This window comes from Caulobacter sp. Root343, from assembly GCF_001425745.1.
Lineage (GTDB): Bacteria > Pseudomonadota > Alphaproteobacteria > Caulobacterales > Caulobacteraceae > Caulobacter.
In genome coordinates this window covers 173,300-192,296 of the sequence record NZ_LMDF01000007.1, presented here as the reverse complement: position 1 = coordinate 192,296, position 18,997 = coordinate 173,300, and the positions used below count along the sequence as shown (strand labels likewise).

Genomic DNA, 18,997 nt, shown 5'->3' with positions numbered 1-18,997 from the left:
CACGCCGTATTTCGGCGCGTCCTGTAATCGGCCTCGAGTCGATCGGCGCCCCCGACGTCCGCTAAGAGGTTCACCCCGCGCCTATGAACATCGTCGTCCGTACGCTGTCCGACCAGACCTACGAGATCGTTCGTCGGCGCATCCTGGTTGGCGCGATGCAGCCCGGAACCGCGGTACGGCAGGATGTCATCGCCGCCGAGCTCGGCGTCAGCAAGATCCCGCTGCGCGAAGCCTTGGGCCGCCTGGAACAGGATGGCCTGCTCAAGTCCTATCCCAATCGCGGCTACGTGGTCCGCGACCTGTCGACCGACGAGGCCAGCGAGGTCTTCGCCCTTCGCCTGAAGCTGGAGCCTGGCGCGGTGGCCGAGGCCTGTCTGCGGGCCAAGCCCGCCGACCACGCCGCCGCCGAGGCCGCCCTGGCCGCCCTGGAAGCCGAGCTGGCCAAGCCCGACGGCGATCACGTCAGCTTCAACCGCGCCTTCCACCTGGCCCTGGTGCGGCCCGGCGGGCACATCACGTTCCAGCTGATGGAACGACTGCAGATCCTCGCCGAACGCTATGTCCGCGTGCATCTGGAGCCCAATGGCCGCGACGAGCGCGCCAGCCGCGAGCACCGCGAGATCCTGGACGCCTGGATCCGCGGTGACGCCAAGACGGTAGAGGCGCTGACCGCCAACCACATCCGCGGCACCCTGTCGGACCTGAAGCAGGAACTGGCCGGCTGACGCCGGGGCTCTAGCGCCCCCTCACCTTCAGCAACACCGCCCCTTGAGGCGGCACCACGAAGGCCGCCGGCGCGGCGCCCAGATCGACGCCGGCCCAGAGATCCCGCACGGCTTCCAGCGTCATGAAGCCGGCATCGGCCGGCGCGAGGGCGATCGTCGTGGCCGCGTCGCCGCGATTGAACAGGGCCACGGCCACGCCGCCGTCGGCCAGCAGCTTCTTCCAGACCTCCGTCGAGCCTTCGCGCCGCGTCGCGCGCCCTTGGACGCCGCGCGCATCCTGGTCCACCGCGAGAACCGCGCGATTGGTCAGCAGCTTCAGCACCTCGGGACTGGTCTGGCGCAGGTCGTGACCCATCATCAAGGGCGCGGCCGAAATCGCCCACAGGGTCATGTGGGTGACATAGGCGTCGTGGCTCATGCCGCCGTTGCCGATCTCCAGCATGTCCGGATCGTTCCAGCCGCCGGGCCCGGCATGGTCGGGGCGGCCGTTCTTGTCGAAGCCGATCCTGGCCATGGTCGGATAGTCGTCGGTGATGTCGCCGGTCGTCCGCCACAGATGGCCACCCACGGTCCGTCCCCACGCGCCGACCTCGAAACGTCCGTACTCGCACAGCGAATAGACGATCGGCCGCCCCGTGGCCCGCAGCGCCGCGCCCATCTCGGAATAGGTCCGCTGGACCTTGTCGGCGTCGTCATAGAACCACTCGCCCGAGCAGAGGTCGTACTTCACATAGTCGACGCCCCAGTCGGCGAAGGTCCGCGCGTCCTGCCGGACATGGCCGTAGCTGCCTTCATAGCCGGCGCAGGTCTTGGGCCCCGGCGAGCTGTAGAGTCCCAGCTTCAGTCCGCGTGCATGGACGTAGGCGGCCAGCGCCTTCATGTCCGGGAACTTGTCGTTCGGCCGCAGCGCGCCGTCCGGTCCGCGCGTCCCCTGCCAGCCGTCGTCGATATTGACGTAGACGTAGCCGGCGTCGCGCAGACCGGTGGCGACCAAGGCGTCGGCCATGGCGCGGACGGTCTGGTCGTCGATCTTTTCCGCGAACTTGTTCCAGCTGCTCCAGCCCATCGGTGGGGTCTTGGCCAGGCCGTCGGGCGCCAGGGTCCGCAGCGGCGGCAGCACTGTCGGCTGGAAGGTCCGGGTCTTGGCCTCCCTGGCCGTCCCGCGCCGGCCGGTCTGCTCGACGTGGGCGTACCAGATGTCGCCCGTCAGCTTGAGGTCCTTGCCGTCCAGCACCGCGGTCCACTGGCGGGTGGCGTGGGCCTTGTCGTTGAGATTGCGCAGCTCGAAGGTCGCCCGGTCACCCTGGACGACCAGGTTGCGCATCTCCATCGGGCCGTACCAGGCCGTGGTGACCACGCCCTTGGGCTTGCCGCCTTCGCTGGAAATCCGGGCCATGGTGACGCCGGGATAGGGCGGGGCCTTGTCGAACAGCCACGCGCCGTCCAGCGGCGTCGCCGCCTGGACTTGAGTGGCGGCGGCGAGGACCAAGACCCCGAGTGAAAGCGTCATCAGACGGCGCGGCATGGCGTTTCTCCGGGTCGATCAGGGTTCGCAGGCCGGCGCCGGCGCGCCGGGCGGTCGATATGGTTGGGGCGTCGGGGCGAGGACTTCCCACTCCTGGACAGCGACGTCGGCGCTCGCGATGTCGAACACCGCCCGAACGCAGCGCGTCGTCACCGGCGCGAAGGCGGCGGACTGGAACGCGTCGGCGCCCGTCCCGAAGCCCTTCGGATCCTGCACCGGCCGCCAGCCGCGATCCCAGTACTCCAGCCGCCAAGCCTTGGGCGAGGCCATGCCCGCGGTGGCGTCGGCCCAGAACCGGATGCGCGCGCCGTTCAAGGTCACGGGCCGGTCGAAGCGGTACTCGATCCACGCGCTTGCCGAAGCGCCCTTGCCCGTACTGGCCCACAGGTCCGGCGGCAGCGGTGCGGCTCGGACGAGGCCGTCGTTCAGCGCCTTGATCCAGTAGCGCACGGGGATGGGTTCGTTGGACGCTGCCGGGGTCGCTTGCCCGGCGATGTTGCGGCTGGGCGCGGGCGGCGGCGCGGGCCGCTTCGTCGGCGTGACTGGCAGGATGGCCGGCGGGTCGGCGCGGTCGTCCCAGTTCATCCGATCGATCGCCACGCTGCGCCGGAAGTGTCCGCCGCCGACCGCGTCGGCCGTGTGATAGGCCAGCCACCACCGACCCTTGAACTCGACGGCGCCGGCATGGGAGGTGGTCGAGGAGACCGGCCTCAGGATCACCCCGCGATAGGTCCACGGTCCCAGGGGCGAGGTCGCCGTCCCGTAGGCGATGCAGGCGTGGTAGATCGCCGGCGTGCAGTCGGACGACGCCCCGGCGCGGTTGCCGGCGTAGAGCAGGTAATAGACGCCCTTGCGCTTCATCAGCCACGGCGCCTCGAAGAAGCCGGGCAGGCTCAGGACCTTCACCTGCGATCCCTTGGGCGTGACCATGTCGGCGGCCAGTTCCATGCCGCGCAGCTGGCCGAACGTGCCCCAGTAGACGAAGACCCGGCCGTCGTCGTCGACCAGCACCGTCGGGTCGATGTTCTGGATGTCATTGGCGACGGGGACCGATTGCGAGAGGATCGGCCCTTCGGGGTGAGCGTCTGTCCAGGGCCCGGTCGGCGCGTCGGCCACCGCGACGCCGATCGCGAACAGGTCCTTGCTTGCGCCGGCCCTCTGAAGGACCGGCGCGTAAAGATAGAACCGGCCGTCACGGCCCCGGACGATCTGGCCGGCATAGGCGCGGCCGGGCTCGGCCCAGGTGAAAACGGCCTCGGGCCGGGCGATCGCACGATAGTGCGACCAATCCCCGGAGGCCGGGTCCGCGGTCGACAGCGCCTGCCACTCATTCATGACGAAGTCGTCGATGTCCGGCGCGGCTTCGTCGCGGCCAGCCAGGATCCAGAGGGTGTCGCCCACCACCAGCGGCGCCGGGTCGGTCGAGTAGAAACGGCCGTCCGCCAGGATGGGATTGCCGGGCGCGTGGACGGCGACGGGCGCCTCAATCCACATCGGGATAAGGGCCCTTGCCGCCGTCGGCGATCAGCTGGTCGACGCGGGCGTCGATCACCGGCAGCGGCACCGAGCCCAGCTCCAGCACCGCGTCGTGGAAGGCGCGGATGTCGAACTTGGCGTCCAGGGCCTTCTCGGCCCGTTTGCGCGCTTCGACGAAGGTCAGCATGCCCATGTAGTAGGACAAGGCCTGACCCGGCCAGGCGATGTAGCGGTCGACCTCGGTCTGGATCTCGTGGTTGGCCAGGGCGGTGTTGTCGTGCAGGTACTTTTGGGCCTGCTCGCGGGTCCAGCCCTGGGTGTGGATGCCGGTGTCGACCACCAGGCGCGCGGCCCGCCACATCTGGTAGCTGAGCATGCCGAAGCGGTCATAGGGCGTCTCGTACAGCCCCATGTCCTCGCCCAGCGCCTCGCTGTACAACGCCCAGCCCTCGCCATAGGCCGACAGGTAGGTGTCGCGGCGATAGGCTGGCAGGGCCTTGTTCTCGGCGGCGAGCGGCATCTGGAAGGCGTGGCCCGGCGCGCTCTCGTGCAGGGTCAAGGCCATCAGCGAGTACAGCGGCCGGGACGGCAGGTTGTAGGTGTTGACCAGGTAGATCCCCGGCCCGCCTCGCCCGCCGGTGTAGAACGGCGCGATCTCGTCGGGCACCGGCCGGATGGCGAAGCGGCTGCGCGGCATGCGGCCGAACCACCGCGACGCGACGCCGTCGAAGCGCTTGGCGTCCCAGGCCGCTCGATCCAGCAGGTCCTGCGGGGTCTTGGCGTAGAAGCGTGGATCGGTCCGCAGGTAGGTCAGGAAGGCCGGCAGGTCGCCCTCGAACTTCACCTCTCGCATGACCTCCAGCATCCGGGCGCGGATCTTGGCCACTTCGGTCAGGCCGATCTGGTGGATCTGTTCCGGCGTCAGGTCGGTGGTGGTGAACTCGCGGACCTTGGAGCGGTAGTAGGCCTTGCCGTCCGGCAGGTCGTAGGCGGCCAGTTCCCGCCGCGCGCCGGGAATGTACTCATCCCGCAGAAAGACACGGAGCTTGGCGTGGGCGGGGGTCACCGCCTTGGCGATCGCGTCGGCGGCCTCGCGGCGCAGCGCCGCCTGGGTTTCCGCCGGAATGACTGCCGGAATCGCCTTGAACGGCGCGTAGAACGGCGAGGCCTCGGGCGTGGCGGCGTCGGCGACCAGGGCCACGCCGGCGTCGCGCCCGAGCAAGGTGATCTGGGCCGGGGTGAAGCCGCGCGCCAGGCCGGCGCGCATGTTGCCGATCTGCTGATCGTAGTAGCGCGGGATGTCCCGCAGCATCGCCAGGTAGCCGCGATAGTCCGCCTCGGTTCGCAACGGCTCGCGCGCCATCTCGGCCAGGTCGCCCCAGAAGCTGCTGTCGGCGTTCAGGGGCTTTTCGTAGTCGCGGTAGCGCTGCTCGGCCAGCAGCGCATCGACCTGGCCCTTATAGACTGCGTAGTTGACCTGGTTGGCCTTCGACAGCTTGGCGACCGGCAGCTCGGCCAGCGCGCGGGACACCTGGGTCCAGCGCGCCAGCCGCTCGGCCTGGATCTTGGGGCCTACGTCTGGAAGCTTGAACCGTTCGGACTTGGGCGCGTCCTCGCTGGGGCCGAACTGCGTCTTGCGCCAGGCATATTCGGCGGCGGCGATCGCCTCGAACCGCTTGTCGGCCGAGGCGACCGGCCGAGGGGCGGCCAGGGCCGGCGTGGCGATCGCCAAGCACAGGACTGCCGTACCGAAAAGCTCGTTGCGACGCATGAAGGGCCTCCTCACGCGACCGGCTGGGCGGTGAACAGGCGCACGCCGAACACCGGCCCCGCCGTATTGCGCTCATGCGGGACGAACCGCACCTTGATCGACGTCTTGCCCTTGGTCAGCGCCTCGGCCAGCGGATATTCGACGTCGAAGAACTTGCCCGGATGGTCGGCTTCCAGGCGCTGGGTGGCGACCTTAACGTTGTCGACCAGGATGTCGAAGTCGCGCTTGCGCTCCTCGCCCCAGTAGGTCGCCTGCAGGATCAGCGGGCCGGGACGGACCTTCATGTCGAACTCGAAGAAGCCGCCCGAGCGGGCGTCGCGGCCGTTGCGGTTGCGATAGGCCACCGGATAGGACAGCTCGGAGGTCAGGTTATGGTCGCGCTCGGGCTGCATCTCGCCCAGGTGCATGACGTCTACCGACCGCGCGGCGATGTCCTTAAGCCGCGCCTGCTCGGCCAGGAACGCAGCCTCCTCGGTCTTCCAGGCGCCTTCGGTGAAGCGCTTGAAGTAGACGGCGCTGCGGCGCTCGTACTGGCTGTAGAACGGCGTAAAGGTCAGGTCGGTGGGTCGCATGACGCCCTTGGCGACATAGACGGCCTTTTCCGGGGTCAGCGGCTGGAAGCGGTCCAGCACCGCCTCTCCGACCATGGCCGGGTCGACGCCCTTCCAGGGCTCGCTGACCGGCCCCAGGTCGGCGGCCAGCACCATCGGCCCGCGCAGCACCGCCACTGTGGTCTCGTCGCCGGGAGTCGCTTCCAGGCGCAGGTCCAGCGGCAGGCTGATCGCCACCACGTCGCCCGTCCGCCATTTGCGGTCCACCAGGGCGTAGCCGCCGGCCATCTCCGGAGCGACGGCCTGGCCGTTGACGCTGACCTTGGCGCCCTGGCCCGCCCAGACTGGCACGCGCAGGGCGATGACGAACCGTCCCGGCTTGTCCAGACGGCTCAGGGTCAGGCGCGACTCCGGCTCGTAGGGGTAGCGGGTCTCGAGCTTCAAGGTCGCGCCGCGCGCCTTCCACTGTGCTTCGGCGGGGATGTAGAGGTTGACCAGCAAGGTCCCCTCGCCTTCCCAGAAGATCGACTCACCGTGCTTGGCGTGGCTCTCCATGCCCGTGCCGACGCAGCACCAGAACGGATCGTCGGCCGGGTTCGAGAAGTCGCGGGCCACGCCGGTCAGCAGCGGCGTCATATAGGTGAAGCCGCCGGTCTTCGGGTTCTGCGCCGCCATCACATGGTTCAGGTGCGCGCGCTCGTAGTAGTCGAACAGCCCGCCGTCCGGCCGCCAGCTATAGAGCTGCCGGGTCAGTTTCAGCATGTTGTAGGTGTTGCAGTGCTCGCAGGTCTGCTCGCTGACGTGGGCGGCGATGCTGTCGGGGGCCGAGAAGTACTCGCGGTCGGCGTTGCCGCCGATGACGTAGCTGTGGTGGTCGGTGACCGTGCGCCAGAAGAACCGCGCCGCGTCGGCGTCCTGGGGCTTGCCGGTCAGCTCGTACAGCCGCGCCAGGCCGATCAGCTTGGGCACCTGAGTGTTGGCGTGGAAGTTGGTCAGCTTGTCCTGCTGGGCGACCAGCGGATCCAGGACCTTGCGGTCGTAGAGCCGCTCGGCCACGACCAGCCAGCGGCGGTCGCGGGTGCGGGCGTAGAGCTCGGCGAAGCTCTCGTTCAGCCCGCCGTACTCGCAGCCCAGCAGGGTCTGCATCTGCTCGTCGTTCAGGGCCGCGAACACGCGCTCGAAATAGCCGCCCAGGCCGACGGCGACGTCCAGCGCCTGCGGGTTGCCCCAGGCGCGATGGACGTCCAGCAGGCCGGCGAAGACCTTGTGCACGGTGTAGAGCGGCGACCACGAGCCGTTGAGGTCGAAGCCGCCCGAGCGGATGTCGCCCTTCATCACCTCGCCGAAGATCTCCTCGCCGTCGACGACCTTGCCGTCCTTCCGCTTGCGCTGCAGGGCCCCGACATAGCCCGTACCGCGCTTGGCCTGGGCCCGGGCCAGTGCGGCGACGATGTAGTCGGCCCGCCGCCGGCACTCGGCGTCACCGGTCTGCTCGTACATCACGACCAGGGCGGTCAGGTAGTGGCCCAGGGTGTGGCCAGCGATCGTGTCCGCCTCCCAGCCGCCATAGAGCTCGCCCTTGGCGGGCAGGCCGGCGAAGGTCATGAAGTTGTGCAGCAGGCGGTCGGGGCTCAGCTGTAGCAGATAGGCGCGGTTGACCTCCACGGCGGTCGCATAGGGCGACGGCAGCAGGCGCACCGACGACAGCGGCAGCGGTTGGGCCTTGGCCGGAAGCGTGGCGCGGGGCTTGGCGAAGGCCGCGATCGGCAGGGTCGCGCCGGCGAACGCCGCGGCGGTGAGCATCAGATCCCGGCGGGTGGCCATCGCGTTACCCCAACTTGATAATGTATACGATCCTAGGATGACACTGTTCGTTCGTCAATCTGGACCGTGGCGGCGCGGTAAGATCATATACTGTATAATTTCCTTGACGGCGCGAAGCCGAGCAGCTGTGCTGGTCCGAACTGGCGCCCGCTTCCCGTCCAGGCCGGCGGCCGATCCGCGGGCCGCGCCCGCTCCGCGAAAGACGAGACGTCGATGAGAAACCTTCGCCCCCTGGCCCTGGCGGTCCTGCTGCTGGCCACCACGCCGCTGAGCCTGGACGTCGCCGGCGTGGCGCGCGCGCAAGAGGCGGCGGCGGCGAAGCCGGTGTTCCCGCCGATCGCCAGGATCGCCCATCGGGCCGGACCGTTCCAGCTGGACCTTCGCGCCGACACCCAGACCCTGGCGCGGCTGTCGCCGTCGACCGAGGCCGGCTTCGACTTCGTCCCGGGCGGGCGCGAGGCCGAACGGCAGGGCGACGGCTATGTCCATGTCGGCGACATCCACCTGCGGCTGCGCGCCCCGGGCGGCCCCTGGCGCGATTTCAGCTCGGCTCACCAGCGGCGGCCGATCCGCGTCCTGGCCGCCGGTGGCGCGGTGCTGGCCGCGGCCGACATCACCGCCTCGTTGGGCGAGGGCTCGCCGCTGCGGGTCGAGCGGCGCTGGATCAGCGAAAAGGACGCGCTAATCCTGCGCTTCGTCCTGACCAACACCTCGCGCGAAGCCGTCGAGATCGGCGGCCTGGGCCTGCCGATGGTGTTCGACAACATCATCACCGACCGCTCGCTGGAGGAGGCCCACGCCCAGGCCAGCTTCGTCGATCCCTATATCGGCCGGGACGCCGGCTACCTGCAGGTGACCCGGCTGAACGGCAAGGGCCCGGTCCTGCTGGTCCTGCCGGAGCGGGGCGCGCCACTGGAGGCCTATCGCCCGATCGCCCAGGCAGGAAGCCCTGGCGCCAAACCCGGCGACATCCTCACCGACCGCAGCAAGCGAGCCCAGACGGCCGAGGGCTTCTACGACTGGACGGTAGCCAGCAAGGCCTTCGCCGAGCAGGATTGGAAGGGCGCCGGAGAGCCCTGGAACCCGCCGACCAGCTTCACCCTGGCGCCCGGCGCGAGCCGGACGATCGGCCTGCGCCTGGTCACCGCCCCGTCGATCCGCGCGATCGAGGACACGCTGGTCGCCCAAGGCCGTCCGGTCGCCGTCGGCATCCCGGGCTATGTGTCCCCGACCGACCAGGAGCTCTCGCTGTTCCTGAAATCGCCCAAGCCGGTGGCCAAGATCGCGAGCTTCCCGGCCGGCGCGCTGACGACCACACTAGTCAAGACGGGGCCAATCAAGAGCGGCTCGGGCTGGTCGCGTTACACGGTGCGAGCCTCGGGCTGGGGCCGCGCGACCCTGGCGATCACCTATGCCGACGGCGTCGTGCAGGCGATCCCCTACTTCATCACCAAGCCGCTGGACCAGGTGATGGCCGATCTCGGCCGGTTCTCGACGACCAAGCAATGGTTCGACGACCCGGCCGACCCGTTCAAACGCGGCCCCAGCGTCATGACCTACGACCGCCAGGCCGACAGGATCGTCACTCAGGACCAGCGAGTCTGGATCGCGGGCCTCAGCGACGAAGGCGGCGCGGGCAGCTGGGTGGCGGCCTTCGTCAAGCAGCTGGACAATCCCGACGCCGCCGAGCTGGCGAAGCTGGAGCGCATGCTCGACGAGACCATCATCGGCAAGCTGCAGGTCGCCGACGGCGAGCACGCCGGCGCGGTCAGGAAGAGCCTCTTCTACTACGACCCCGCCGCCCTGCCGTCCTACTACGACCCCAAACTTGACTGGAAGACGTGGGCCTCGTGGTCGAAGAAGGACTCCGAGGACCTGGGCCGCTCCTACAACTACCCACACGTGGCCATCGCCCACTGGGTGCTCTACCGCCTGGCCCGCAATCACGAGGGGCTGGTCAAGGCGCACGACTGGCGCTGGTACCTGGACCACGCCCAGATGACGGTCGTGGCGATGATGCGCGACGCCCCCTACTACGCGCAGTTCGGCCAGATGGAGGGAGACGTCTTCGTCGACATCCTCAAGGATCTGCGCCGCGAGGGCATGACCGCCAAGGCCGACGAACTCGAGACCCTGATGAAGGGCCGCGCCGACCACTGGAAGACCCTGCCCTACCCTTTCGGCAGCGAGATGGCCTGGGACTCGACCGGCCAGGCCGAGGTCTATGCCTGGATGCGCTTCTTCGGCCATCAGAAGCAGGCCGACGAGACCCGCGAGGTCATCCTGGCCTACGACCCGACGATCCCCAGTTGGGGCTACAACGGCAACGCCCGGCGGTATTGGGACTTCCTGTACGGCGGCAAGGTCCCGCGCATCGAGCGGCAGATCCACCACTATGGCTCGACCTTGAACGCCGTGCCGCTATTCGACGCCTATCGCGCCAATCCGGCCGACGTCCACCTGCTGCGCGTCGCCTATGGCGGCCTGATGGGCGGGATCACCAATATCGACCAGGCGGGCTTCTCGTCGGCCGCCTTTCACTCGGCCCCGGACATGATGGCGTGGGACGCCTATAGCGGCGACTACGGCATGGGCTTTTTCGGCCATGCCTATGCGACGGCGACCTATTTGGTGAACCACCCGACCTTCGGCTGGCTGGGTTTCGGCGGCAAGGTCATCCAGAAGGCCGGGGTCGTGCGGATCGAGCCCCGGGACGGCGCCCGGACCCGCCTGTTCGTGGCTCCGATCGGCGCCTGGCTGACCCTGGAAGCCGGCAAGATCGATGCGGCCGAGTTCAAGCCGGCCACTGGCGAGTTGGTCCTGACCCTGGCGGCGCGGGATCCCGCGACGTCCACGGCCAGGCTGCTCATCGAAGCCACCACGCCGGGCGCGCGTCCCTATCGCCCGAACGGCGCGACCTCGGAGCGCGGCGCCTACGCCCTGCCCCTGACCGACAAGCCGACCGTCGTCGTCCTGACGCCGAACTAATCCCGTTCCCCTCCGCCACGCTCGGCGCGAACCTCAAGGCTGCTCCATGAATATCGTCATCGCGATGGGCGTCCTGGTCACCTTGGCGACGGGCGTCCCCGTGCTGATGCAGTTGCTGAAGGAGCATCCCCGCGGACTGTTGATCCTGTTCTTCGCCGAGATGTGGGAGCGGTTTTCCTACTACGGCATGCGCAGCATCCTGATCTTCTACCTGACCCAGCACTTCCTGTTCGACCCGAAGACCGCGGCCGCCCACTACGGGGCCTACATCTCGCTGGTCTATCTGCTGCCGCTGATCGGCGGCTTCGTGGCCGATCGCTATCTGGGCACGCGCAAGGCCGTGATCTTCGGCGCCCTGCTGCTGATCGCCGGCCACCTGACCATGGCGATCGAGGGCAAGCCGGCCACCCAGACCCTGAGCTACGGCGGCCATACCTACGCTTTCGTCACCAACGGCCGAGGCGAAGGCCGGGTCTCCAGGCTGATGGTCGGCGACAAGCTCTACGCCGTGGCGGCCGCCAAGAGCGGCGACTTCGTCGTCGAGGGGCTGCCCGCCGCCGCCCCAATCCCCAAGGTTCTGCCCAAGGGCCAGTACCGGCTGGACGTCGCCGAGCGCGATCCGGTCTATCTGAACGTCCTGTGGCTGGCCTTGGCCCTGATCATCATCGGCGTCGGCTATCTCAAGCCCAACATCTCGACCATCGTCGGCCAACTGTACCCGCAGGGCGACCCGCGCCGCGACCCGGGATTCACCCTCTACTACTATGGCATCAATCTGGGCTCGTTCTGGGCCTCGCTGCTGTGCGGCCTGCTGGGGGTGACGGTCGGCTGGTGGGCTGGCTTCGGTCTCGCCGGACTGGGGATGCTGGCCGGCTTCGTCGTTTTCATGCTGGGCAAGCCGCTGTTGCAGGGCAAGGCCGAGCCGCCCGACGCCGCGCGGCTACGTCAGCCGGTGCTGGGCCCGTTAAGCCGCGAGACGCTGATCTACCTGCTGTCCCTAGCCGGTGTCGCGGCGGTGTTCTTCCTCGTCCGGCGTACGGCCGCGGTCAGCGGCATCCTGGTCGCCGGCATGATCGGCTCGCTGGGCTACGTCCTGTGGTTCATGTTCGCCAAGTGCGGCAAGGTCGAGCGCGAACGCCTGGCCCTGGCCCTGTTCCTGATCCTGGGCGCGGTGATCTTCTGGACCCTGTTCGACCAGGCCGGATCGTCGCTGAACTTGTACGCCGCCACCAATGTCCAGCTGGATCTGGTCGCCGAGCCCGTCCGGCTGCTGGGCGGCGGCGTCACCCTGGCCACGCCGCAGCAGCTGGCCGTCGCCGGCCTCGACAAGACCGCGACCTTCTGGATCGACACCACCTTCAACGCCGCCCAGACCCAGGCCCTGGCGTCGGGCTGGCTGCTGATCTTCGCCCCGGTCTTCGCCTGGCTGTGGACTTGGCTAGGCGCGCGCGGCAGGGACCTGAACCCCGTCGTCAAGTTCGGCCTGGCCCTGCTGCAGGTCGGCGCGGGCTTCCTGGTGCTTCAGCTGGGCGCGCCTCTGGCCGACGGCGCGTTCCGCACGCCGCTGATTTTCCTGCTGCTGATGTACCTGCTGCACACCACCGGCGAGCTCTGCCTGTCACCGGTCGGCCTGTCGCAGATGACCAAGCTGTCGCCGGCCGCCCTGGTTTCGTTCATCATGGCCGTCTGGTTTATGGCCGTGTCGATCGCCAACACGGTCGGCGGTTTCATCGCGGGGTTGACGGCCACCGAGACCGTCGGCGGCCAGGTGCTAGACCCGAGCGCGGCCCTGGCCCGCGCCCTGACCGTGTTCAACTGGATTGGCGGGAGCGCCATGGCGCTGGGCGTGCTGTTCCTGGCCCTGTCGCCTATCCTCAAGCGCTGGTCGCACGGCTCGGACGAAACCGCCGCGCCCGAGGACATGGCGAACGCGGGGTAAGGCCTTAGCTTCCTTCTCCCCTTGCGGGAGAAGGTGTCGCCGGAGGCGACGGATGAGGGGTCGATAGTCCTGTCGGCTTGGCGTCAACCTGAGCGCCGTCGCGGCGGATGCCGTCTTCAACCCCTCACCCGACCGCCTGCGGCGCCCCCCCTCTCCCGCAAGGGGAGAGGGAAATGGAGCGCCAAAAAAAGAAGGCCACCCGCGCGGGGCGGATGGCCAGGGGGACGTCGGGGAAGAATGATCCCCCCGCGCCCGGCGGACCGGACGCGAGGCGGCTGGGGAAACTAGAAGTCCATGGTCAGGCCGACGAACAGCGTGCGGCCCATCGGGTCATAGACACCCGGATAGGTGTTGCCGTTGCCGAACGAGCTGAGCAGTCCGGCCGCGATCACCGGCGGATCCTTGTCGAACGTGTTGTTGATCCCGCCGCGCAGCGTCAGCTGGTCGCGCAGCTTCCACGTCGCGGCCAGGTCGAGATAGCTGTAGGCCTTGATCTTGCTGTTGATCTCGACCGGGTCGCCTTGCAGGAACGGGTTGCTGTCATTGCTGGACAGCTTGGTCGAGCCGAAATAGCGCCAGTTGGCCGAGAGCGTGGCCGCGGTCCAGGGCATGTTCCAGGTGACCCGCATCTGGTGACGCCAGGCCGGGTTGGGCTGGCCGCAGGTCGGGCCGAACAGCCCCTTGCAGTTGTAGGACCCAAGGCCCGGCAACTGCTCGATCTTGCGGCTGTTGAGGTAGGTGCCGACGAAGCTGACGTCGAGGTCGCCCCAGTTGCCCAGCGACGACAGGTCGAAGCGATAGTTGCTCGTCACGTCGATACCGGACGTCTGCAGGTAGCCCGTGTTCTGGTTGGTGGCGACGATGTAGCCGCGATCACCGAACAGCACGCCCGAGGTCGGGTCGCGGTGGAACAGGCCGCAGAAGTAGGGATTGCTGGTCTGGACGCACTGGTTGATCACGGTCGGGGCGTCGACGGCGCCGATGTACTGGTCGACATAGATGTCGAAATAGTCGAGCGACATCGAGAAGCCCGGCAGGAAGCGCGGCGTCAGCACGACGCCGGCGGTGCGGGTGTCGGCCACTTCCGGCTTCAGGTTCGGATTGCCACCGCCCTGGGTGACGCAGGTCTCGGCCGGGCAGTCGGGGATCTTGCCATATTGCGCGGCTGAGACGCCGGTCAGCGCGCAGGCCGCGGCGCTGGCCTTCGGCGTCGGGCCCGAGCACGGGTCCACCGCCGCGACATTGCCGAGCCCTTGGGCCGCGTACAGTTCGCTGATGTTGGCCGCCCGCACCGCGCGGTTGTAGCTGGCGCGGAACCGCACGTCCGAGGTCGGGGCGTACTGCAGCTCGACCTTGTAGGTCGCGACCCTCTTGTCGAGGTAGTCGTACTTGGAGGTCCGATAGCCGGCGTTCAGCGATAGCGACTTGATGAACGGCGCGTCCTGCACCAGCGGCAGGTCCATTTCACCGTAGATCTCGTTGACGCTGAAAGCGCCGGCGTTCTCCTTGGTGCCGCCCGCCTGGGCCAGGGCGTCGGCCTCGAACTTCAGCTCCTCGCGGCGGTGTTCGACGCCCAATGCCAGGGCCGCGCCGTCATTGGCCCACGGGCTCTTGAGCCCGTACTGACCAAGGTCGCCGTTCAGCGAGGCGCTCAGCACCTTCTCGCGCTGAACGCCGTGAGTGTAAGTCGGGGCGTAGAGATATTTGTACGCCGCCGCGCTGAGGCCCTGATACTTGAACACGTCGATCGGCACGCAGCTCGGATCCGTGCCGTCGACCACCGACTTGCAGGTCGGCGTTCCGTTGACTGTGACCACCTGCAGGCCCTTGGCGGCCTTGGCGTTGTCGACGTTGTTCTTGTAGCTCTCGTCCAGGATGGTGGTGGAGAACAGGAAGCTGGCGTCATAGCTCCAGCCCGGCGCGATTTCGCCGCGCACCCCGGTGTTCACGCGATAGTCGGTGTGGCGCAGGTCGTCGCGGCGAGGCGAGCTGCCCGGACCGGTCAGGCGATAGCCGATGAAGGTGTCCTGGTTGACGCTCGTGCCCGCGGCCGTGCCGCACATCGTCGCCCGTTGAGACGCCGACATCAGCGGGTTGTCGCAGTTGATCTTGAACGTCGTCCCCTGGAACAGCGCCGACGGCGCCGCCTGCGAGAAGGTGTGGTCGTCCATGAACATGAAGCTGCCATAGACCTCGGCGGCCTTGTTCAGCTCGTAGTGCGCGAAGGCGCCGGCCGTGTAGCGGGCGTCGGAGCGCTGGATGTAGTTGGTCGGCGCGTAGTTGTAGAGGAACGAGCTGTTGTACGGGACCCAGGTCTTGGCGCCGTCCTTGGTATTGTTCAGCGTCTGGCCCGCATTGGGGCCGCTGAGCAGGGTGAACAGGCCGTACTCGTTGTTGCTGGAGCCGCCGCAGACCAGGGCGTTGTTGGTCGCTCCCGCCAGGTTCAGGCCGCATGCCGAATAGTCGCGCGAGTCCTGGGTGACAGGCTTCAGCTCGCGATAGCCGACATACAAGGTGACATTGCCCTTGCCGTTCGGCGCGTTCATGCCGATGGCCAGGTTGACGTCGATCTTCTCGCCGTCGCGCACGTGCTTCTTCGGCAGGGTGTAGTTCGCCTGGCTGATCAGCGAGCGCGGATAGGTGTTGTCGTTGGTGTGCTGGGCGGTGCTGTACTGGGCGTCGAAGCGCAGACCGTTCAGGTTCTTCTTGAGAATGAAGTTGACCACGCCGGACACCGCGTCCGAGCCGTAGACGGCCGACGCGCCGCCGGTCACCACGTCGACCCGGTCGACCAGGGCGCTGGGGATGAAGTTCACGTCCGCCGTTTCGGTCGGCAGCATCCGCTGGCCGTCCACCAGCACCAGGACGCGGCTGGAGCCCATGTTGCGCAGGTTCACCCGCGCCGTGCCGTCCGAACCGTTCGAGCCGTTCTCGTTGGAATCGGCGGTGAACTGCGGCAGGCGGTTCAGCACGCTCTCGATCGACGTAGCGCCCTGGTACATCACCTCGTCACTACCCACGACCGTCATGGGACTGGCCGAGACCAGATTGGGCCGCTTGATCCGCGACCCCGTCACCACGACCGCGTCCAGGGTCGCCGGCTCTTCGGCCTTCGCGACGTCTTGAGCCGAGGCGGCTGGCGCTCCAGCCATGACGGATAGGAACGCTACGGCCGCCGTTCCCGCCAGAAGATCAAGACGCACCTGTCTGCTGCCCATGGAATTCCCCTCCATGACGCGCCCCACCATCGGCCGCGTCCTGTTCCAATGAGGCATGATTATACAATTTATGTCAAATATCTTATACGATATACTCGTAACATTGTTTTACCGCGCGTCGGAGCACGGGCGTGACCAGCCCTAGGCGTCGTCGGCGGCTTGGCGCTGATCGAATTCGGCGCGCGCCCGCGCGACCACCGGCAGATGCGCGAAGGCCCATTGGCCCAGGGCCTCGACCGGCACGCGCAAGGAATGTCCCAGCTCGGTGAGTTCGTAGTCGACGCGGGGCGGGATGGTCGGAAAGACGGTGCGCGTCACCATGCCGTCGCGCTCCAGCCCCCGCAGCGTCAGGGTCAACATGCGCTGGGAGACGCCGCCGATCGCGCGCTTGAGTTCATTGAACCGCTTGGGACCGTCGGCCAGCGTCATGACGATCAGCACGGTCCACTTGTCGCCAACCCGCGACAGGATGGAGCCAATGGCGTCGCATTGATCCGGGAGATGGGCGGTCGCCCGGGTGGTTACGTCGGTGTGCCTGGGTGTCAAACCTGTGCCTCCTTGGCGACCTTCCCCAAGTACTCCATCTAGCCTTGGTAACAAATCCATACCGTCCTCGCGGCGCTTCACCCGAGGCCACGGCATCCTGCAAGGCTCCCAGGTTCCCATGACCCAAATCAGCCCCGCCTCGGTTTCGACAGCTATTGGCGACAACGCGCCCCGACGCGTCGTCTATCGCACGCGGGGTCGCCCGCACGGCCCGATCAACCGCCTGATGAGCCCCGGCGATCTCGGCGAGCACCTCAAGCCCTTCGTGTTCCTGGACCACTTCGAGACCAAGGCCGCCGACGCCGTGCGCTTCGGCGCCCATCCCCACTCGGGGATCGCGACCCTGACGACCTTCCTGGAAGGCGGCGCGACCTATGCCGACAGCACGGGCCAGTCGGGCGTCCTGACCGCCGGCTCGGTCGAGTGGATGCGGGCGGGCCGCGGCGTCTGGCACACCGGCGCACCGATTCCGGGCCAGGTGATGCGCGGCTACCAGCTGTGGCTGGCCCTTCCGGAGGCTTTGGAGCTGGCCGAACCGGAGAGCCTCTATCTGGACCCGACGCGGATCGCCTCCGAAGGTCCGGCGCGCGTTCTGCTGGGCGCCTATCAGGGGCGATCGAGCCCCATCCCGCTGCCGGTGCCGATCACCTATCTGCATGTCCAGCTGGCGGCGGGTGAGCGGTGGACCTACCAGCCCGGCGCCGACCACGACGTGGCGTGGCTGGCGGTCAATCGCGGCAAGCTTCGAACTGGCGACCTTGTCCTCGAGGACGAACTGGCGGTGTTCGAGGAAGGCGCCGGCGCGATCGACCTGGTGGCGGAAGAGTCGACCGAGTTCGTGATCGGATCGGCCGCCAAGCATCCGCATCCCTTGGTCATGGGCTCCTACTCGGTGCACACCAGCGCCCAGGCCCTGGCCGAGGGCGAAGGCCGCATCGTCGCGCTGCGCGACACCCCGGCCGTGGCCGCCCTCAGCCAGATCGACCGATGAACGCGCCGTCCGGCCGCAGGCTTTCCTGGCGACCGGACGGGCCAGCGCCAATAGGGCTAGGTCAGGGCGGGCGTCACCATGGCGCTGTCCACGACCTGTTCCATGCTGACGATCTTGCCGTCCTTCAGCGTGTAGAGATGGGCGAAGGTCGCGGTCATCGCCTTGCCGGTGGCGCGGTAGGTTCCCGAATAGATGCCGAAGGCGGCGACGCGGTCGCCGTCCTCCAGATAGGTGTGGGCCTCCGCCCGATAGTCGATCCACTCGGTGGCCAGGCGCTTGAAGACCCCCGCCGCGATGGCCTCGAAGCCGACATAGGTCCCCGCATAGGGAAAGCCGGCCGCCTCGGTCCACGAGGCGTCGGGCGCGAGCGCCGCCTGCAGCCGTTGCCCCTTCTCGGCGGGCGAGGCCTCATAGGTGGCGCGGATGATGTCCTTGTTGGAAGCCATCGCTCAGCCCCACTTCATTTCGCCGGTGGCGACCTTGGCGCCGATCTGCAAGGCCACGCCCATGCCCGCGTCCGGATAGCGGGCGGTCATGGCCGCGATCAGGGCGGCGGCGTCCTTGGCCTTGGCCAGCTCCTGCTCGAAGGCAAGCAGATAGTCGCGGGTATAGGCCAGCGCCGCCGCCCCGGTCGGAGCCGAGGGCGTCATGTGGCCGGGAACGACCACCGCCGGCCCGCGGGCCAACATGGCGTCCAGTTGCTTGACCCAGGCCGCGCGCGCCTCGGCGCTGGCCGTGTCGGCGGTCCAGACGTGGACGCCGGAAAACACCAAGACCCCGCCGAAGATCGCCGACAGCGACGGCGTCCAGAGATAGCGGCGATTGGCCAGGCCCTGGGCCGGAACGATCTGGACGGCCTGACCGTCGACGCTCAACTGCTCTCCGTTGAAGGCGGTCGGCATGACGATGTCGGCCAGGGTCTTGGGGCCGTTGTCGCCCAGCTGCGGACCCCAGGTAGCCAGCTTCTTGTCGACGCTGGCCTGGATCGCCGCGATCGTGTCCGAGGCGGCCAGCACCTTGGCGTCCGGGAAGGCGGCCTTGATCGGCCCCAGGCTGAAATAATAGTCCGGGTCGCTCTGGCTGACATAGATGGCGGTCAACTTGCGGCCCGAGGCCTTGATCGCCTCGACCAGCGCCCGGCCGTCCGGAAGCGTGAAGCCGCCATCGATCAGCAGGGACTCGGTGGGGCCCCAGACCAGGACCGGCGCCCGGAAGAAGCCGTTCTCGCCGGCCGGGAAGGCTTTCCATTCCAGCTTGGCGCCGGCGGCCAGGGCGTCGCTCTGGCCCGAAAGGGATGCGGCCGCGCCGCCTGCGATCATCGTCATCATCTGTCTCCGGGTGGGCATGAGGGCTGTCGCTCTGGATCAAGGTCAGGGCGGAAGGCCGCTCCAGGTCCGAGACCAACATGCGCCCGGTCGATTGCAATTCGTAGACCGGAAAAAT

At 68.1% G+C, this 18,997-nt stretch carries 12 protein-coding genes and 1 pseudogene; 5 read left to right on the top strand and 8 right to left on the bottom strand.

Features of this window, described 5'->3' with window-relative positions; translation table 11 throughout:
- Positions 1-83 precede the first annotated feature (83 nt).
- The gene (locus ASC70_RS13500) at positions 84-725 is read left to right on the top strand and encodes a GntR family transcriptional regulator (protein WP_056050877.1); all 642 of its coding nucleotides are present in this window, start codon (positions 84-86) and stop codon (positions 723-725) included.
- Positions 726-735: 10 nt separating this feature from the next.
- On the opposite strand, the gene ASC70_RS13495 is transcribed toward ASC70_RS13500, so the two are convergent.
- The 4 genes from ASC70_RS13495 to ASC70_RS13480 are packed head-to-tail and all read right to left on the bottom strand — an operon-like array spanning position 736 to position 7,872.
- Complete coding sequence (locus tag ASC70_RS13495; protein ID WP_056050876.1) at positions 736-2,250, bottom strand: glycoside hydrolase family 27 protein; 1,515 nt, start codon at positions 2,248-2,250, stop codon at positions 736-738.
- A gap of 18 nt (positions 2,251-2,268) precedes the next feature.
- Positions 2,269-3,744 carry a family 43 glycosylhydrolase gene (locus tag ASC70_RS13490; RefSeq protein WP_056050874.1) on the bottom strand — a complete coding sequence of 492 codons (1,476 nt, stop codon included), beginning with the start codon at positions 3,742-3,744 and terminating at the stop codon, positions 2,269-2,271.
- Positions 3,734-5,497, bottom strand: coding sequence for a DUF885 family protein (locus ASC70_RS13485; protein WP_056050872.1), 1,764 nt, complete (start codon positions 5,495-5,497; stop codon positions 3,734-3,736). The genes ASC70_RS13490 and ASC70_RS13485 overlap by 11 nt, the downstream gene beginning before the upstream one ends.
- An 11-nt stretch (positions 5,498-5,508) precedes the next feature.
- A complete protein-coding gene (locus ASC70_RS13480; protein WP_056050870.1) occupies positions 5,509-7,872 on the bottom strand; it encodes a glycoside hydrolase family 127 protein in 2,364 nt (787 codons plus the stop codon).
- Between the two features lie 213 nt (positions 7,873-8,085).
- Between ASC70_RS13480 and ASC70_RS13475 the strand changes: the two genes are divergently transcribed.
- The 3 genes and pseudogenes from ASC70_RS13475 to ASC70_RS25995 all read left to right on the top strand — a co-directional run.
- Positions 8,086-10,860 (top strand): DUF5695 domain-containing protein, encoded by a 2,775-nt coding sequence (locus tag ASC70_RS13475; RefSeq protein WP_056050868.1) that lies wholly within the window; start codon positions 8,086-8,088, stop codon positions 10,858-10,860.
- A gap of 46 nt (positions 10,861-10,906) precedes the next feature.
- Positions 10,907-12,799, top strand: coding sequence for a peptide MFS transporter (locus ASC70_RS13470; protein WP_056050866.1), 1,893 nt, complete (start codon positions 10,907-10,909; stop codon positions 12,797-12,799).
- A gap of 21 nt (positions 12,800-12,820) precedes the next feature.
- Positions 12,821-12,971, top strand: a pseudogene (locus tag ASC70_RS25995) (hypothetical protein); the annotation flags it as partial.
- Positions 12,972-13,083: 112 nt separating this feature from the next.
- Here ASC70_RS25995 and ASC70_RS13465 read toward each other — a convergent pair.
- Both ASC70_RS13465 and ASC70_RS13460 read right to left on the bottom strand, forming a co-directional pair.
- On the bottom strand, positions 13,084-16,017 hold the full coding sequence (locus ASC70_RS13465) for a TonB-dependent siderophore receptor (protein WP_056050864.1): 2,934 nt from the start codon (positions 16,015-16,017) through the stop codon (positions 13,084-13,086).
- A 141-nt stretch (positions 16,018-16,158) separates the two neighbouring features.
- Complete coding sequence (locus tag ASC70_RS13460; protein ID WP_235519394.1) at positions 16,159-16,563, bottom strand: helix-turn-helix domain-containing protein; 405 nt, start codon at positions 16,561-16,563, stop codon at positions 16,159-16,161.
- Between the two features lie 118 nt (positions 16,564-16,681).
- On the opposite strand from ASC70_RS13460, the gene ASC70_RS13455 reads away from it, so the two are divergent.
- Positions 16,682-17,554 carry a pirin family protein gene (locus tag ASC70_RS13455; RefSeq protein WP_056050861.1) on the top strand — a complete coding sequence of 291 codons (873 nt, stop codon included), beginning with the start codon at positions 16,682-16,684 and terminating at the stop codon, positions 17,552-17,554.
- Between the two features lie 56 nt (positions 17,555-17,610).
- On the opposite strand, the gene ASC70_RS13450 is transcribed toward ASC70_RS13455, so the two are convergent.
- Positions 17,611-18,000 carry a nuclear transport factor 2 family protein gene (locus ASC70_RS13450; RefSeq protein ID WP_056050859.1) on the bottom strand — a complete coding sequence of 130 codons (390 nt, stop codon included), beginning with the start codon at positions 17,998-18,000 and terminating at the stop codon, positions 17,611-17,613.
- Between the two features lie 3 nt (positions 18,001-18,003).
- Positions 18,004-18,879, bottom strand: a complete 876-nt coding sequence (locus ASC70_RS13445) for an MBL fold metallo-hydrolase (RefSeq protein WP_235519389.1) — start codon at positions 18,877-18,879, stop codon at positions 18,004-18,006.
- Positions 18,880-18,997: the final 118 nt, after the last annotated feature.

What these genes read in the sequence shown, in the direction of transcription:
- ASC70_RS13500 (WP_056050877.1), top strand. Translation starts at nt 84, where the DNA reads ATGAACATCGTCGTCCGTACGCTGTCCGACCAGACCTACGAGATCGTT.
- ASC70_RS13495 (WP_056050876.1), bottom strand. Translation starts at nt 2,250, where the DNA reads ATGCCGCGCCGTCTGATGACGCTTTCACTCGGGGTCTTGGTCCTCGCC.
- ASC70_RS13490 (WP_056050874.1), bottom strand. Translation starts at nt 3,744, where the DNA reads ATGTGGATTGAGGCGCCCGTCGCCGTCCACGCGCCCGGCAATCCCATC.
- ASC70_RS13485 (WP_056050872.1), bottom strand. Translation starts at nt 5,497, where the DNA reads ATGCGTCGCAACGAGCTTTTCGGTACGGCAGTCCTGTGCTTGGCGATC.
- ASC70_RS13480 (WP_056050870.1), bottom strand. Translation starts at nt 7,872, where the DNA reads ATGGCCACCCGCCGGGATCTGATGCTCACCGCCGCGGCGTTCGCCGGC.
- ASC70_RS13475 (WP_056050868.1), top strand. Translation starts at nt 8,086, where the DNA reads ATGAGAAACCTTCGCCCCCTGGCCCTGGCGGTCCTGCTGCTGGCCACC.
- ASC70_RS13470 (WP_056050866.1), top strand. Translation starts at nt 10,907, where the DNA reads ATGAATATCGTCATCGCGATGGGCGTCCTGGTCACCTTGGCGACGGGC.
- ASC70_RS13465 (WP_056050864.1), bottom strand. Translation starts at nt 16,017, where the DNA reads ATGGGCAGCAGACAGGTGCGTCTTGATCTTCTGGCGGGAACGGCGGCC.
- ASC70_RS13455 (WP_056050861.1), top strand. Translation starts at nt 16,682, where the DNA reads ATGACCCAAATCAGCCCCGCCTCGGTTTCGACAGCTATTGGCGACAAC.
- ASC70_RS13450 (WP_056050859.1), bottom strand. Translation starts at nt 18,000, where the DNA reads ATGGCTTCCAACAAGGACATCATCCGCGCCACCTATGAGGCCTCGCCC.
- ASC70_RS13445 (WP_235519389.1), bottom strand. Translation starts at nt 18,879, where the DNA reads ATGACGATGATCGCAGGCGGCGCGGCCGCATCCCTTTCGGGCCAGAGC.